The organism is Paraburkholderia podalyriae (assembly GCF_014397785.1).
Lineage (GTDB): Bacteria > Pseudomonadota > Gammaproteobacteria > Burkholderiales > Burkholderiaceae > Paraburkholderia > Paraburkholderia podalyriae.
Genome location: NZ_VZQQ01000005.1, coordinates 208,279 through 222,957, shown reverse-complemented (window position 1 = coordinate 222,957; position 14,679 = coordinate 208,279). Strand labels below are relative to the sequence as shown.

The window sequence follows — 14,679 nt, the reverse complement described above, 5'->3', positions numbered from 1 at the left end:
AAACACAGAACGCGGGGAAGATTATCAGTCCGGCGACTGCCCGGGCGCACTATCCAGAATGCGCAGCTTGTCGTCGATATCGGGAAGCTGACGGCCAGCCGCGCGAAGCTCGTTCACAAGCCGATGCGCAGTTGCACAACACTGCGCAAGCGTCTGATGCAGCCGTGGTTCGCCCCGCAGGCCTGTCACCGCCTTTTCCAGTTCGGAGGGAGGCTCGCTTAGCAGGGCGGGCACGACCTCTTCTGGCGGAATCAGGGACCCGTGGCTCAAAAGCTGAGCGGTCCACTCGCATCCATACAGCAGCGTCCGTCGCTCAGCCCGTTTCGCTTCTTCCTGCTCCAGCGTCGCGAGACTGTGCCGGTTGTTGTGAAGCGAAGCGCGCCAGGTTGTGAGTATGTCGGCGCGCAACGCTGCGATTGCATTGCCGAGGGACGTGCTCTGTCCGCCGACAACGAGCCGGCGTTCCTCGAGCCGGTCGACGTGGTCCCGGTATGCTTCGAGGAAGGGCTGCCAGTTCAACGGCAATTCGGTCGTCTCGGAGAATGAGCGGCCACGCTCATTAAGCTCGCTTCTGATGTCCTGAATGGCCTGAGCATCGGCAAGCCTTGCCTCATAGACGTTGTGAGCGGTCACCATCTGGCGATGAAGCGCGAAAAGCGGATTGTTGTGGCGTCGTTGCAGGTGTCGCTCGGCAGCGCCGGGATGAGCGCTCCATCTCCAGTCGGGCAGCGATTTCGCGTCGAAGTCGACCGCGTCTATCATGGGCCGGAATACCGCCAGCCCTTCCTCCGTTGCATGGCGAAAACAGTCGGCCAGCTTGTAGTCATTGCCTTGCAGGTTGGCGCCTTCGGTTCCCGCATAAGGAGAGTCCGGTGCGAGCCGGAGGAAGGCTGTAGCGAGGAAAAACTCCGTCGGTAGCTCTACGGACAGATCCTCCAGCCTGAAGGTGCGCTGTCGAGCGGACAGGGCCTCGACAGAATGCGCCAGCCGGTTTGCGAGGTCGAGGAGCGAGTCGATCTTGTCACCGGACGACGGTTGCATCGCGTCGGCGAGCAGACACAAGGATTCACGCACCATTTTCGCCGCGATAGTGCCGTGCTTCTCGGCAAAAAGCCACAACCAGAGGGCCAGCTGATATCCCCGGACTCCATTTCGGCCGAGCGTTTCGACATCGGGCGTGAAGGTGATCCCAGGCGCGGCCCAGTTCGCAAACGGTGGCGAGTCGCTGCCCATGTACATATCCAGCAACTGCTTCAACGACTGATGCGTATCGCTCGGCCAGCTTCGCGTCTCGTCGTACCGCTTCTCGGTTTTCCACAGTTTCCAGGCCATCGTGAGCCTCGCAAGAGTGTGCGGGATACGCGTTGGTAAAGATACTTGCACACTCGGTGAGGGGCGTAAACCGGCGGTTGACCTTGTTGACTCGAAGAGCCCGCCGCGGCCCGACGGGTTTTAAAGCGGGTCAAAACGTTAAAGCGCCGCCCAACCCGGACGGCTGCTGACTGATGATGAACGTGCGGTGCGAAGGCGGCAAGTGGCCGGTCGAGGTTTCGCTCACGCGCAGTTAGTACTAGGCTAGAAGCCGGATCGGCGTTTTGCCGCGATCGAGCGAGGTCCACTATGCAATTGTCCGCCGTCAAGGTCGTCAAGCCCGAAGCGACCAACTTCATTCTCGGGCAAAGTCACTTCATCAAATCCGTCGAGGATATTCACGAGGCGATGGTCGGGACGGTGCCCGGCATCAAGTTCGGCCTCGCGTTCTGCGAGGCTTCGGGCAAGCGCCTCGTGCGCCGCTCCGGCACGGACGAAAGCCTCGTCGAGATGGCATGCCAGAACGCAACCAACGTCGGCGCGGGCCATGGCTTCTTCGTGTTTCTGGGCGACGGCTTTTTCCCCGTCAACGTACTGAACACGATCAAGGCTGTGCCCGAGGTCTGCCGCATCTTCTGCGCCACAGCGAATCCCGTCGAAGTGCTGATCGCTGAAACCGATCAGGGCCGCGGCATCGTCGGCGTGATCGATGGTTTTTCGCCGGTCGGCATCGAAAGCGCGGAAGACGTTCAATGGCGCAAGGATCTGTTGCGCACGATAGGGTACAAGCTGTAGCGGCTGCGCTTTCACTCGCTTCTCGCGCGCCGCCGCGCCTGCCGACATCCTATGGAACAACAACGACGCCTGATTCCGGGTACGCTGTGGCGCGCCGTTCTGCGACAGACCGAACATGCACTGAGTTGCGGTGCACTGCAACCGATTCACACGCAACAGTCCGTGATCGGCAGCGGCGGCATCCGCTTTGTCGTGCGTCAGGTGTCGAGCCTGACGCGCAAGGAGCAGCAGCGCGAGCAAGCGCGAAAGCTTCAGACGCAGCAGCGCCCTCACGCGAATCCATTTCTTCCCTACGAGCCCGATCTGTTCGTCGCCGATATCTCCGACACGCATGTCGCGTTGCTGAACAAGTTCAACGTGATCGATCATCATCTGCTGATCGTCACGCGCGAATTCGAACAGCAGCAAGCGCTGCTCGATCTTGCCGATTTCGAAGCGCTGCTGACGTGCATGGCCGAGTTCGACGGCATCGGTTTTTACAACGCGGGCACGCAAGCGGGCGCGAGCCAGCCGCACAAGCATCTGCAGATCGTACCGCTGCCGCTCGGGGAAACCGATCCGCCCGTGCCTATCGAGCCCTTGCTCAGTGCGCGCAAGCGCTTGTCGGGTCTGCCGTTTCGGCATGCGTTCGCACGCTTCGACGCGGATGAATGGCCGCGCGCGGATGCGGCCAAACGGGCGCTTTCCCGTTATCGCGCGCTGCTCGACGCGGCGGGTGTCGGCGCGGTCGAAATCGACCGTGCATCCTGCCACGCGACGCCCTACAACCTGCTCGTCACGCGGCGCTGGATGCTGCTGGTGCCGAGATCGCAAGAGCGTGTCGAAGGGGTCTCGGTGAACGCGCTCGGCTTTGCCGGTGCGCTCTTCGTGCGTGATGCGGCGCAGCGGGAGGTGATCGAAAGGCTCGGTCCGATGACGGTATTGGAACGCGTCGCGCTGCCTGCCAATATATAGCGCCGCGCGACACGATCGAGCGACAGACTCACACGCCGTCCGACTGCAAGTACCTGTGCGCGAAAGCAATCGCCATGCTGCCCTCGCCGACGGCTGACGCGACGCGCTTCACAGGGCTCAGCCTTACATCGCCGCACGCGAACACGCCAGCGACGCTCGATTCAAGCAGGTAAGGATCGCGCTGATGCGACCAGCGTCCCGCCTTGACGACGTCGTCGCCGGTCAGAACATAGCCGCGCACATCGCGCGCGATTTCGGGCGGCAGCCATTCCGTCTGCGCATCCGCTCCGATGAAGACGAATAGACCGCCGCAGTCGTGCCGGCGGACTTCGTCGCTCGTCGAGTCGCGAATGTCGATGGCCGTCAGATGCGTTTCACCGTGCGCGGCGACGACCTCCGAGTGCAACCGCACCGCGACATTGGTCTTGCCCGCAAGCTGTTCGACGAGATAGCGCGACATACCCTTTTCGAGCGAGTCGCCGCGCACGACGAGCGTCACGCTGCGCGCATGATTGGCGAAGTACAACGCGGCCTGGCCGGCCGAATTGCCGCCGCCGATCAGATGGACATCGAGCCCGTGCGTCGCGCTCGCTTCGCTGCGCGCCGCGCCGTAGTAAATACCCTTGCCGATAAAGCGGTCGAAGCCGTCGATTGCAAGCCGCCGCCACGTGACGCCCGTCGCGAGAATGATCGTTCGAGCGTGCACGGCGTCGCCGTCATCGAGATGAATCTGCCGCGCTTGCACATCGATGCGCTCGACCGAGCGCGTCACCAGAATCTCCGCGCCGAGCCGCCGTGCCTGTTGCAGCGCGCGGCTCGCGAGTTCATCGCCGGAAACACCGTTGGGAAAGCCGAGGTAATTTTCGATGCGCGAGGACGTGCCCGCCTGTCCGCCCGGCGCCTCGCGCTCCAGCACCAGCGTGCGCAGACCTTCCGACGCGCCGTACACCGCGGCCGCGAGCCCCGCGGGTCCGCCGCCGATGATCGCGGTGTCGTATCCGGCATGACGCGGCTGGGTCTGAAGGCCGAGCAGTCCTGCCAGTTCGCGTGTCGCGGGTCGGCTCAGCACCGTGCCGTCGACGAGGCGCAAAGCGGGGCATTCGCTTTCCGTCGGACACGTGCCAGGCCAGCGCGCGGCAAGTTCGGGCGCATCCGGCGCCATCCAGTCGGCGCTGATCTGATTGCGGGCGAGGAACTGACGCAGAAGCGTGCACCTATTGTCCCAACGGCTGCCGACGATGGTCACGCGCGCCTTCGGCGGCTCGGCGGAAAGGCTTTGCAGCCCGCCGATGCGTTCGCGCGCCAGCGCGCCCATCTTGAACGCCACGTCCGGCGATGCCGCCGCGAGCGCATAGTATTGCGGCGCATCGACGCGCATCACGCGCGAAGGCTCGGCCGCGCGATACGCGCCAGGAAACGGCGAACTCAGCGCAAGCGGCACTTCGCCGAAGATCGTGCCGGGCAGACGCCAGCCCAAGGTTCGCTCGATGCCGTCGAAAGACTTGATGACTTCCATCTTGCCCGACAGCACGGCGTATAGCGCTCGCTCGCCGCCTTCATGGACGGCGAACTCGCCCGCGCACAAATGCAGGTCGGCGCATATGTGCGCGAGGTCCTCCAGTTCGCTGTCGGGGAGAGTCGAGAACAGCGGCACAGCGCGGATGTCGTCGATCGTCAGCATGGCTTCGTCCTCCGTCCTGTCAGGCAGGTGACGTAACGCACGGTCCACCGGAATTCAGAGGCGTCATGTCCGACGATTGGACTCGCGCAAAGGCATGCGCAGACAACGCGCGAAGTCAGCAACCGCACGGACCCAGTATAGGATTTTCAGGTCGCGATGCTGCACTCACGCGTTGTCAAGGACGGCTTGTTGCCGGTCCACGACGGCCGGTCTGGCGAAGTCTCGGTCCGATCAGCAACCCGTCTGCTTTACGCGCTCGACCGCGAGGCCGAACATCGGTCGCAGCTTCGTGCCGATCACGTTGCCGACAAATGCCGCGACGAGCCACAGCCAGCCGTGCACGCTGCCCGACACGATGCCGCTGAAGTACGCGCCGATATTGCAGCCGTAGGCGAGGCGCGCGCCATAGCCGAGAATCAGTCCGCCGATGATTGCCGCGATCAGCGAGCGCAGCGGCAGACGCCACACCGGCGCGTAGCGGCCGGCGAGCGAAGCGGCAACCATCGCGCCGATCACGATGCCGATGTCCATCACCGACTTCACGTCGTGGCTGATCGGTGCGGCGAGGGCGGCCGCGTTCGGGCCGGTGCTCCACACATGCCAGCTCGCGACGTCGATGCCCATCGCGGAGAACGCTTTGGCGCCCCACAGCGCGAACGCCGACGTAATGCCCCACGGATGGCCCGACAGCGCGAGCGTCACGAAGTTGAGGATCGCGAGCACGACGCCGCCTGCGAGGAGCGGCCACGGGCCATGCAGCCACGGCGATGCGTTCGGTGCGCGATCCACGTCGCTGACGAGACGGCCGTGACGGCGCTTTTCGATCAGCACCGTCAGCGCGGCGATCGCCGCGAACACCGCGAGGTTCAGCGCGATCGCCGGGCCGACGCCGAGCGTCTGCACGAGCGAGATCGGCGGCAGATGCGGCAGCGCGGACCAGAACGGCATATGCGCGGTGCCGACCACCGAGCCGACGATGAACGCGATCAGCGTGACGATCATCCGCGTGCTGCCGCCGCCGACCGTGTACAGCGTGCCGGACGCGCAGCCGCCGCCGAGCTGCATGCCAATGCCGAACATGAACGCGCCGATCAGGACCGACGTGCTGACGGGCGACACTTCGCCGACGACCGGATGACCGAACAACGTGCCGGCGGAAAGCGCTGGGAAGAACAGCAGCACGCCGACCGCGAGCATCAGCATCTGAGCGCGCAGGCCGGCGCCGCGGCCATCGGCGATGAACACGCGCCATGCGGACGTGAAGCCGAACGCGGCGTGATAGAGCGTGATGCCGAGCAGCGCGCCGAGGACATACAGTGCGGCCTGCTTCGCGCTGACGGTCTGCGCGAGATAGATCGCGCCGAGCACGACGAGCGCGAGCGCGACGCCGAGCGGCTTCGGATTGATGTTGACGAGACGGCGCGGTGCGCCGAACGAGGTGGAAAGATCGGACATGATGAGCGGGGCGGACGCGCTTGTCGCGCGAGGGCGGCACGTCGGTGAGATGGCCGTCGCTGCGCGGGAGAAGACCGCGAAAGATCGTCTAGGGAAAGCTCGCGAGTATACCGAAATGTCGCAATGCGCCGCTGCCTGCCAAGGCTTACGCCCTTGAATGGCCAATCCGGGGCGCGCGCCGTGCAGCGAGCCTGGAAGGCCGGCCACACGGGCTTTACGGGAATCGACGCCAGTTAAAGCCGCTCGTTTAATAACCAGCCGTCATAGCGATATTTCAAATTTGCCTTGAAATCGCCATCAACGTCTTCGTCGACTGTTTCCAGCTTCATAAGCGCTGCGGCAACGCAGCCGCAAAAAAGTCGGTGACCCGGCGCACGCGCGCAGGCACGAAACGACGCCGCGGCCAGACGATGCTCACATCACGGGCGTCCCGGAGGAAGTCGTTCAGCACGGTCACGATGTCGGGATCCTTGAGTTCTTCGGCGAGCGAGAGCTTCGCGAAGAGTCCTATTCCCACACCCGCGAGCACGGCCGATCGTATCGTCTCGACGCTGTTCGACGACAGGTTGCCTCGCACGGCGACGCTGAACCGGCCTTGCGGCCCATGAAATGGCCAGTTCGCCGATTCGGTCAGACCGCCGTAGAGCAGGCAATTCTGATGGGCGAGTTCCGCTGGATCTTCGGGTATGCCGTGCTGCTCGAAATAGCGACGCGATCCAACGCAGACCAGCGGGGTGCTCGCGATTCGCTTCACGACCGTATCGGGATCGTTGACCGGGCCTACTCGAATCGCGAGATCGATTCGATCCTCCACCATATCTCGCACGAAATCCGACAACACGAGATCCACCTCGAGACCGGGGTTCAGCGACAACAGCATGGGAATCAGCGGAAGCACATGAAGACGCCCGAACGTCGACGCGGTCGCGATCCGGATAGGGCCCGACACCTGCAGTGAATGGCTGGTGAGCTCGCTGTTAGCCTCATCGATTTCGCCGATCAGCGGCTTGATCCGGTCGTAATAGGTTTGCCCTTGATCGGTCAGTGTCACGCTACGGGTGCTTCGATTGAACAGCACGACGCCCAGGCGCCGCTCCAGCGCGCCCACAGCCTTGCTAATCGCGGATTGCGATGCGGCCATTCTGCGCGCCGCCGCCGAAAATCCGCCCGCTTCGACCACGGCGATAAACGCGTCCAGTTCGTAGAACCGATCCATCCTATTCCGCCCGGAAGTGAATCAACACCGAAATGGCGTCATTGTCGGCGATTTCGGGTCTTCGATCTATTCCGCTACAGAATCGGTCTTATGAAAAACCGGCTGATTATCAATCGTCTGCTCTCCCAATACCATGGGTTCGTGGCTGAACAAATCATCCCCGAAAGGAGAGTCTCCATGAGCTATTCGATCATTGGCTTTGGCGCGGTAGGCCAGGCGCTCGCCCGCGCGTTTGCAAGAAAGGACATCGACGTGACCGTCGCCAGCCGTCGCCCCCCTGAGACGTTGATGCAGCCGGCACGAGCGATCGGCCCGACTGTGGCGCCCGCAACGCTGCGGGATGCGATCACGTCCGACACCATCATTCTGGCCGTACCGTTTTGGGAGCACCGCGAGGTTGCGAAGCAGCTTGCAAGTTGGCAGGGCAAGACGATCATCGACGCGACAAATGCGTTCGGTGTTGCCGTCGAAGACCTGGGAGGCCAGCCGTCCTCGGCCGTCGTCGCCAAAGCGTTTACCGGCGCCAGCTTCGTCAAGGGCTTCAACCATCTGCCGGCAGCCGTTCTGGCTGCTGACCCGAATGTGAAGGGCGGTCGCCGCGTCGTGTTTCTGTCGAGCGACGACGACAGCGCGGTGGTGCCGGTCGCGGCTTTGGCCGAACGGCTTGGTTTCGCGCCGATCTCGCTAGGACCACTCGAGGAGGGCGGTTCGCTCGTTCAGGCGAGGGGGAATAGCTGGGCTCGACTGATCTTTGAGGATCTCGTCAAGTTCAAATAGTGGTTTCGCTTGAAACGCACACAGACAAGGAGTACCGACATGATTGACAAAGTGATCTGGCCGGCCCGATACGACCCGAAACATACGGCGATCTACGCGCTGAACGACATCGACCTCGCCCGTGCGGCGGAGGCCGAGGTTGCGCGCCAGGCTGCATGATCCGGAGGTAACACGATCGAACGGCACGACTACGATCACTGCACGTCATTGCCCAGCATGGTTCGACGACATGCCGGCGCACCGCAATGACACCGGTACTGGGCGCGAATGTCGTCGGTGACCGCGCCGTCCACTGTCAGACCGTAATTGATGAAAAGCTCATCCCCCGGTGCGATCGTGACGAGCGCATGAATGAACACCCGTTCGCCCATCTCGATTGCCTCGCAGTTGGGCGCGCACGCATGGTTCAGAAAGCGGGCGCTGTTGCCACCACGGCTGCCGTCGATCACACGACCATTGGACAGTCCAAACACGAACGTGTGGCCAGCGTCGACTCGCTGACGGGCGGCGGCGCGCCGCCAGCTGGTCACTTCCCCCTTGTACTCGATGACCCGTTCGCCCGCGGCGATCGGCTGCAGCGCGAACAATCCCATGCCGTGCACGGGTGAGCGGCGTGCGCTGATGCGTCGTAATCGCATGGTGTGGTTTCCTTCGCGACCCTCGGTCGTTGCATGTGGTTTATCGGCGATGCGAAGCATATCGCCACGCTGTCAGGCTGGCAACGGTAACGGGCATCACGCCGGTGTCACGAACGGGTCAGGCAAGTGAGCGGCTGGCCGCCGCTGCGCGCTTGCGCAACCAGTTCATGCACGCGAACAGCGCAACGGCGAACACCATCAGCAGGGTGGCCACGGCAAGGATCGACGGGTCGATCTGGTCCCGGATGCCGCTCCACATCTGCCGCGGCACGGTGCGCTGCGCGGGGCCGCCAATGAACAGAATGACGATCACTTCGTCGAACGATGTCGCGAATGCGAACACACTGCCAGTCGCGACGGCGGGCGTGATCAGCGGCAGCGTGACGCGACGAAATGCGACCCACGGCTGCGCGCCCAGACCCGAGGCTGCGCGAAGCAGACTTTGATCGAACGACAGCAGCGAAGCCGTCACGGTGATTACCACGAAGGGCGTACCGAGTGCCGCATGCGCAAGCACGACGCCAACATACGAATTCACCAGCCCGAGCGGCGAAAAGACCAGATAAAAACCTGCCGCGACGACAACGATAGGCACGATCATCGGCGACACGATGATGGGCATGATGATCGAGCGGTAAGGAAACTGCGCGCGGCTCAAGCCGAGCGCGGCAAGCGTGCCGAGAACCGTCGCGATCAGCGTCGACGCCGCGCCGATGCCGATGCTGTTCGCGAACGCGCGTTGCCAGTCGGGCGAACTCAGCGCCTGCGCGTACCAGCGCAGCGAGAAGCCTTGCATCGGGTACGAGAAGAACGAGCCGGAGTTGAACGACAGCGGCACGATCGCGAGGATCGGCGCGACGAGGAAAAAGAAAACGAGCGCGCAATGCACGCGTATTCCCGCGCCCGCGATGCGTTCCGACAGTAGCCGGGTTCGTCCGTCTTTCATCTGGGTCTGCCTGTTGATCAACTATACGAATGAGACACGAATGAGCGCCAGTTCCGCGGCGCATTAACCGAAGCGCAAGCGGTCGATACCAACCAGCCGGTTGAAGATGAAATAGAACACCGCTGTGAATGCGATCAGATAGCACGACAGCGCGCCCGCGAGTCCCCAGTTGAGCCGATCGTTGGTCTGCGACGCGATCAGCTGGCTGATCATCTCGTCGCCGGCACCGCCTAGCAGCGCGGGGGTGATGTAATAACCGAGCGCGAGCACGAACACGAGAAAACATCCCGCGCCGACGCCCGGCAGCGTCTGCGGAACATACACGCGCACGAAGGCCACAGCCGGATGCGCGCCGAGGGATTGCGCCGCGCGCATATACACGGGCGATACACCTTTCATCACCGAAAAGATTGCGAGGATCATGTACGGCAGCAGAATATGTGTCATGCCGATCAACACACCCGTGCGATTGAAAATAAGCGGTAACGGATGATCGATGAGCCCGAAGCGGGACAACGCGCTGTTGATTACACCACCTGGTTGCAGCAGCACATACCACGCGGTGGTACGCACCAGCAGCGAGGTCCAGAACGGTACGATCACGAACAGAATCAGCCGGTTGCTCTGGTTCTGCGGTAGTGTCGCGAGCAGATACGCGACCGGATAGCCCAACACCAGACACAGCAGCGTGACCGTCGCGCTGATCGTGACGGTGCGTTCGAAGGCCGCGCGGTAGACCGCACTGTCTGCCGCGACAGACGTCACCGAACCATCAGGCGCGACTTGCGCATCGACGGCGTTCAGCAAATAGTCGGGTGTGGGCGAGATCGACGCGCGCGTGAGCAGACGCCAGGTTTCCGGCGCGTTCCAGCGTTCGTCCAGATCGATCAGGGCGGGCTTCCATTGCGCGGGCGTTTGCGAACGTATCGCACGCGCCGTCTTGAAGAGCAGGCTGCGGAACTCCGGTTGATAGAAGTTCATGCGCCGCGCGATATTGCCGAGCTGGCCGTGATCGCCGTCATCCTTCAGGTCGTGCGCGAGTGCGGCAAATGCCGGTTCGCCGGGTACGCCCGCACCGTCCCATCCGGCCAGCGCCGCGCTCAACCGCGGCATGCCGGCGTGCACTTCAGGGTTCCGCACGCTGCGCACGAGCAGGCTCGCGATCGGTGCAACGAACGTCACCAGCAGAAAGATCAATAACGGCAAAGCCAGCAGCAGCGCGCGCATCGCGGCCTTGCGGCGCGCAGCGCGAAACGACTCGCGGTTCGCGGCCTGCGGGCCGCGGCCAAAAGGGGCGGTGGATGGCAGCGGCGTGTTCATCGTGCTCGATCTCTCGGGTGACGTTCGTTCGATCTGGCGCTACTGCGTCAGCCAGTTCTGGAACCGCTTGTTGATCGCATCCGCGTTGTCGGCCCAGAACGTCGCGTTGATTTGCAGCGGACGCTTGAAGTTCGCCGGTGCCGTCGGCAGATCGTTCAGACGCGCTTTGTCGATCAGCGCAATGGCGTCCTTGCGCGGCGGCGCATAGGCGATGTACTTCGACAGGTCCGCATAGGCCTGCGGCGTCGAGGCCGACACGATGAACTTCTGCGCCGCGTCGGCATGCTTCGCGCCGTTGACCACGGCCCACCATTCGTAGTCGTACACCTGCGCGTCCCAGACGACCTTGAAGGGCTTCTTGTCCTTGTGCACGGCGTCGTCGATGCGGCCGTTGTACGCCTGCGTCATCACGACCGCGCCGTCGGCGAGGAGCTGCGGCGCCTGCGCACCCGCTTCCCACCAGACGATGCTCGACTTGATCGTGTCGAGCTTCTTGAACGCGCGGTCGACGCCAGCAGGCGTGGAGAGCGTCTTGTACACGTCCTTGGGTGCAACGCCATCGGCGATCAACGCCCATTCCATCGCGACCTTCGGCGACTTGCGCATGCCGCGCTTGCCGGGATACTTGTTGAGGTCGAAGAAATCGTTGATGGTGGTCGGCGCGGATTTCAGCTTGCTGGTGTCGTACGCATAGACGGTGGACCACACCATCGCCGCGACGGCGCAATCGCTGATCGAGCCCGGCAGGAAGTCACTGGTGTTGCCGAGCGCCTTCTTGTCGAACTTCGCGATGAGGCCTTCGTCGCACGCGGTGATCGCGTCGTTGGTTTCGAGGTCGATCAGGTCCCAGGTCGGGTTCTTCGCCTGCTCCATCGCCTGAAGTTTGGCGAGGCCGCCATCGTAGGACTCGGTGGAGAACTGGTTGCCGGTTTTCGCGGTGAACGGTTCGAACCACGCTTTTTTCGCGGCAGCTTCGTACGCACCGCCAAACGTGACGACGGAAATCGTGTCGGCCGCATGAACCGTGGCGGTGGCAGCCACCCCGAGCGCGCACGCCGCGACGGTGGTCCTGAATAACGATCGTGTGGTCTTCATTTCTAGTTGGCTCCTGCGATAAGTGGCGAGGCGGACGAGGGAACGGAAACAGTGGAATAGTCGGCGCCGCCGGACACGGCTGCCGATGGCGGCGCGGCTGCCGCCGCGGGCAGCACCTTGCAGTCGTCGCGTCGCCAGGTCACGGCGGTCTGACGGCCGAGCGCGGGTAGATCATGGTGCTGTGTGTTCGGCACCTTGACGACCATGCTTTCGCCATGGCCGAGCTTCAGATGCACGCGATGATGATCGCCGCAGTACACGAGTTCCTCGACCAGCGCGTGCACGACGTTCATGTTCTGCCGTGTCGCTTCCTGCACAGCATCTGGCGTCGCCGCGATGTGCGCGCGCTCGGGACGAAGCGCCAGCACCGCCGTGTCGCCTGACGCGAGCCCGACGCCCGGGCGTCCGCACACCGTGCTGCCGTCGGCGAGCTGCATCGCAGCCCATTCCCCCCCGTCGGAATTGACGCGACCGGTCAGTCCATTGTTTTCGCCGACGAAATTGGCAACGAACGCATTCGCCGCGTTTTCGTAGAGTTCGGTGGGTGCGGCGGCCTGCTGGATGCGTCCATCGGAAAAGACGGCGACGCGGTCCGACATCGTCAATGCTTCGTTCTGGTCGTGCGTCACGTAGACGATCGTCAGCGACAGTTCGCGATGGAGCCGCATGATTTCGTATTGCATGGTTTCACGCAGACGCTTGTCGAGCGCGCCAAGCGGCTCGTCCATCAGCACCACGCTCGGCTCGAAAACCAGCGCGCGGGCGAGCGCGACGCGCTGCTGCTGGCCACCGGACAGTTGCGACGGACGCCGCGCCGCCAGATGCGATAACTCCACCATGTCGAGCACGCGCATCACCCGCGTTTTCTGTTCGCTCCGGCTCAGCCTGCGCACGGACAGCGGAAACGCGACGTTCTCGGCAATCGTCATGTGCGGGAACAGCGCATAGTTCTGAAACACCATGCCGATATCGCGCCGATGCGGCGGCTTGTCGTCCAGACGCTTGCCGGCGAGGCGAATCTCGCCGCGCGTCGGAGCTTCGAATCCCGCGAGCATCATCAGTGTCGTGGTCTTGCCGGAACCGGACGGACCGAGCAGCGAAACGAATTCACCGTGCGCAACGTCGAGATCGAGTCCCTCGACGACGCTATGTACGCCGTCGTAGGACTTGCTGACGCCTGCGAACGAAATAAATGGTTGGCTTGACATGGGTAACTCGGCAGAGTGTTGGCAGTCCACGTGACGCGGCAAATGACGCGGCAAATCACGTCCCCCCCAGGCGTCCCGCCAGATAGCGGGCGAAGTCGTAATTCGGCCGTTCAAGCGGGCTCAGATGGCCGGGCTTCGCGAGTGGCGCGTGCACGCCGCGAAACACCGCCTCGACGCCGCGCCGGTCCTCGGCGTTCACTTCGTCGAGCAGCGTCTTCAGCGTGGCCATGTAATCGGCGCCTTGCGGATCGTCGACGAATTCCGGTGCGAGACCGCCGCCGAAGCGGATATGCACGCGGCCGACGCCCCGCGGTTGCAGGATCAGATACCAGAAGTAGCCAGGCGTCAGCGTAATCAGATGTGTCGGGTAGATCGCCAGCAACGCGGTGGTACGGCGCCAATGCCCTTGCAGACGCGTATTGGACGGATGCGCATTGCCAATCGGCAGCGATGCTTCCTTGGTGATCCAGTGATAGTTGAACGCAGGCGAACCCGGCGGACATTCCATTTCTTCGAGCTTCGAGTGCGGTCCGACCGTTGCGCGATGCAGCATCGGCAGGTGATAGCTCTCCATGAAATTTTCCGCGAGGATCTTCCAGTTGGTGTCCCACACATGCTCTTCGTGGAAGGTCTCGACGTAGTCGCTCATACCGTACGGCTCGATCAGCTTCGTCAGTTCGGACAGGTGAGATTCCACCGCAGGCGTGTGCTCGTCGAGCGTGACGTAGATCCAGCCTTGCCACGTCTCGCAGCGCAACTCGGGCAGCCTGTATTGCTCCTTGCAAAAGCCCGGCTGCTGATCCATCAGCGGCGCGCCCGCGAGCGAGCCATCGAGCGTGTAGTTCCATGCGTGATAGGGACACACGATCCGGCGCACATTGCCGCGCCCTTCGAGCAGTACCGACATCCGGTGCAGGCAAACATTCGAGAATGCGCGCAACGCACCACTCGCATCACGCAGCACGAACACCGGCTGATCGTCGATTTGTGCGCTCAGGTAGTTGCCGCTCGTGGCGAGGGCGCTCGCGCGGCCCACGCACAACCACTCGTTGTGAAACACATTACGTTGTTCAAGTGCGAGAAACGCCTCCGACGTATAGACCGCAGGCGGCATTGCGTGTGCATCCTCGAACGGACGCTCGCAGTTCTCGCGCAGCGCGCGAACGATGTCGAGCTCAGTGTCCGCCGACTGAAGAATGGCTGCCATGTGCGCCTCCCGTCAGTGTGTACATCCGATGAGCATCAATCTAACAATCCAAATTGCTAGGTAAAATATTGTTTTT

At 63.0% G+C, this 14,679-nt stretch carries 13 protein-coding genes; 3 read left to right on the top strand and 10 right to left on the bottom strand.

Translation table 11 applies throughout. The annotated features are described in order from the left end of the window. Positions 1-24 precede the first annotated feature (24 nt). On the bottom strand, positions 25-1,332 hold the full coding sequence (locus F6X42_RS08080) for a tryptophan leader peptide (protein ID WP_187633686.1): 1,308 nt from the start codon (positions 1,330-1,332) through the stop codon (positions 25-27). A 288-nt stretch (positions 1,333-1,620) separates the two neighbouring features. Between F6X42_RS08080 and F6X42_RS08075 the strand changes: the two genes are divergently transcribed. Together F6X42_RS08075 and F6X42_RS08070 are read left to right on the top strand one after the other, a co-directional pair. Next, positions 1,621-2,106, top strand: coding sequence for an adenosine-specific kinase (locus F6X42_RS08075; protein WP_187633685.1), 486 nt, complete (start codon positions 1,621-1,623; stop codon positions 2,104-2,106). Between the two features lie 51 nt (positions 2,107-2,157). Then, on the top strand, positions 2,158-3,060 hold the full coding sequence (locus F6X42_RS08070) for an ATP adenylyltransferase family protein (RefSeq protein WP_187633684.1): 903 nt from the start codon (positions 2,158-2,160) through the stop codon (positions 3,058-3,060). A 28-nt stretch (positions 3,061-3,088) separates the two neighbouring features. Here F6X42_RS08070 and F6X42_RS08065 read toward each other — a convergent pair whose 3' ends face one another. The 3 genes from F6X42_RS08065 to F6X42_RS08055 form a co-directional block, all read right to left on the bottom strand. Continuing rightward, positions 3,089-4,741 (bottom strand): FAD-dependent oxidoreductase, encoded by a 1,653-nt coding sequence (locus F6X42_RS08065; RefSeq protein ID WP_187633683.1) that lies wholly within the window; start codon positions 4,739-4,741, stop codon positions 3,089-3,091. A gap of 231 nt (positions 4,742-4,972) precedes the next feature. Next, the gene (locus tag F6X42_RS08060) at positions 4,973-6,196 is read right to left on the bottom strand and encodes a YeeE/YedE family protein (protein ID WP_187633682.1); all 1,224 of its coding nucleotides are present in this window, start codon (positions 6,194-6,196) and stop codon (positions 4,973-4,975) included. A gap of 325 nt (positions 6,197-6,521) precedes the next feature. Further along, the gene (locus F6X42_RS08055) at positions 6,522-7,412 is read right to left on the bottom strand and encodes a LysR family transcriptional regulator (RefSeq protein WP_187633681.1); all 891 of its coding nucleotides are present in this window, start codon (positions 7,410-7,412) and stop codon (positions 6,522-6,524) included. Between the two features lie 177 nt (positions 7,413-7,589). Between F6X42_RS08055 and F6X42_RS08050 the strand changes: the two genes are divergently transcribed. Continuing rightward, complete coding sequence (locus tag F6X42_RS08050; RefSeq protein ID WP_187633765.1) at positions 7,590-8,189, top strand: NADPH-dependent F420 reductase; 600 nt, start codon at positions 7,590-7,592, stop codon at positions 8,187-8,189. A gap of 194 nt (positions 8,190-8,383) precedes the next feature. Here the strand turns inward: F6X42_RS08050 and F6X42_RS08040 are convergent, their stop codons facing one another. The 6 genes from F6X42_RS08040 to F6X42_RS08015 all read right to left on the bottom strand — a co-directional run bounded on the left by F6X42_RS08040 (position 8,384) and on the right by F6X42_RS08015 (position 14,603). Then, the gene (locus F6X42_RS08040) at positions 8,384-8,827 is read right to left on the bottom strand and encodes an SET domain-containing protein (RefSeq protein WP_187633764.1); all 444 of its coding nucleotides are present in this window, start codon (positions 8,825-8,827) and stop codon (positions 8,384-8,386) included. A gap of 118 nt (positions 8,828-8,945) precedes the next feature. Continuing rightward, positions 8,946-9,773: an ABC transporter permease gene (locus F6X42_RS08035; protein ID WP_187633680.1), complete on the bottom strand. Its 828-nt coding sequence runs from the start codon at positions 9,771-9,773 to the stop codon at positions 8,946-8,948. Positions 9,774-9,836: 63 nt separating this feature from the next. Then, entirely contained in the window at positions 9,837-11,093 is a 1,257-nt protein-coding gene (locus tag F6X42_RS08030; RefSeq protein ID WP_187633679.1) for an ABC transporter permease, read from the bottom strand. Positions 11,094-11,132: 39 nt separating this feature from the next. Further along, entirely contained in the window at positions 11,133-12,188 is a 1,056-nt protein-coding gene (locus F6X42_RS08025) for an ABC transporter substrate-binding protein (RefSeq protein ID WP_187633678.1), read from the bottom strand. A 2-nt stretch (positions 12,189-12,190) separates the two neighbouring features. Further along, positions 12,191-13,396 carry an ABC transporter ATP-binding protein gene (locus F6X42_RS08020; protein WP_187633677.1) on the bottom strand — a complete coding sequence of 402 codons (1,206 nt, stop codon included), beginning with the start codon at positions 13,394-13,396 and terminating at the stop codon, positions 12,191-12,193. Between the two features lie 55 nt (positions 13,397-13,451). Then, positions 13,452-14,603: an SRPBCC family protein gene (locus F6X42_RS08015; protein WP_187633676.1), complete on the bottom strand. Its 1,152-nt coding sequence runs from the start codon at positions 14,601-14,603 to the stop codon at positions 13,452-13,454. Positions 14,604-14,679 lie beyond the last annotated feature (76 nt).

What these genes read in the sequence shown, in the direction of transcription:
- F6X42_RS08080 (WP_187633686.1), bottom strand. Translation starts at nt 1,332, where the DNA reads ATGGCCTGGAAACTGTGGAAAACCGAGAAGCGGTACGACGAGACGCGA.
- F6X42_RS08075 (WP_187633685.1), top strand. Translation starts at nt 1,621, where the DNA reads ATGCAATTGTCCGCCGTCAAGGTCGTCAAGCCCGAAGCGACCAACTTC.
- F6X42_RS08070 (WP_187633684.1), top strand. Translation starts at nt 2,158, where the DNA reads ATGGAACAACAACGACGCCTGATTCCGGGTACGCTGTGGCGCGCCGTT.
- F6X42_RS08065 (WP_187633683.1), bottom strand. Translation starts at nt 4,741, where the DNA reads ATGCTGACGATCGACGACATCCGCGCTGTGCCGCTGTTCTCGACTCTC.
- F6X42_RS08060 (WP_187633682.1), bottom strand. Translation starts at nt 6,196, where the DNA reads ATGTCCGATCTTTCCACCTCGTTCGGCGCACCGCGCCGTCTCGTCAAC.
- F6X42_RS08055 (WP_187633681.1), bottom strand. Translation starts at nt 7,412, where the DNA reads ATGGATCGGTTCTACGAACTGGACGCGTTTATCGCCGTGGTCGAAGCG.
- F6X42_RS08050 (WP_187633765.1), top strand. Translation starts at nt 7,590, where the DNA reads ATGAGCTATTCGATCATTGGCTTTGGCGCGGTAGGCCAGGCGCTCGCC.
- F6X42_RS08040 (WP_187633764.1), bottom strand. Translation starts at nt 8,827, where the DNA reads ATGCGATTACGACGCATCAGCGCACGCCGCTCACCCGTGCACGGCATG.
- F6X42_RS08035 (WP_187633680.1), bottom strand. Translation starts at nt 9,773, where the DNA reads ATGAAAGACGGACGAACCCGGCTACTGTCGGAACGCATCGCGGGCGCG.
- F6X42_RS08030 (WP_187633679.1), bottom strand. Translation starts at nt 11,093, where the DNA reads ATGAACACGCCGCTGCCATCCACCGCCCCTTTTGGCCGCGGCCCGCAG.
- F6X42_RS08025 (WP_187633678.1), bottom strand. Translation starts at nt 12,188, where the DNA reads ATGAAGACCACACGATCGTTATTCAGGACCACCGTCGCGGCGTGCGCG.
- F6X42_RS08020 (WP_187633677.1), bottom strand. Translation starts at nt 13,396, where the DNA reads ATGTCAAGCCAACCATTTATTTCGTTCGCAGGCGTCAGCAAGTCCTAC.
- F6X42_RS08015 (WP_187633676.1), bottom strand. Translation starts at nt 14,603, where the DNA reads ATGGCAGCCATTCTTCAGTCGGCGGACACTGAGCTCGACATCGTTCGC.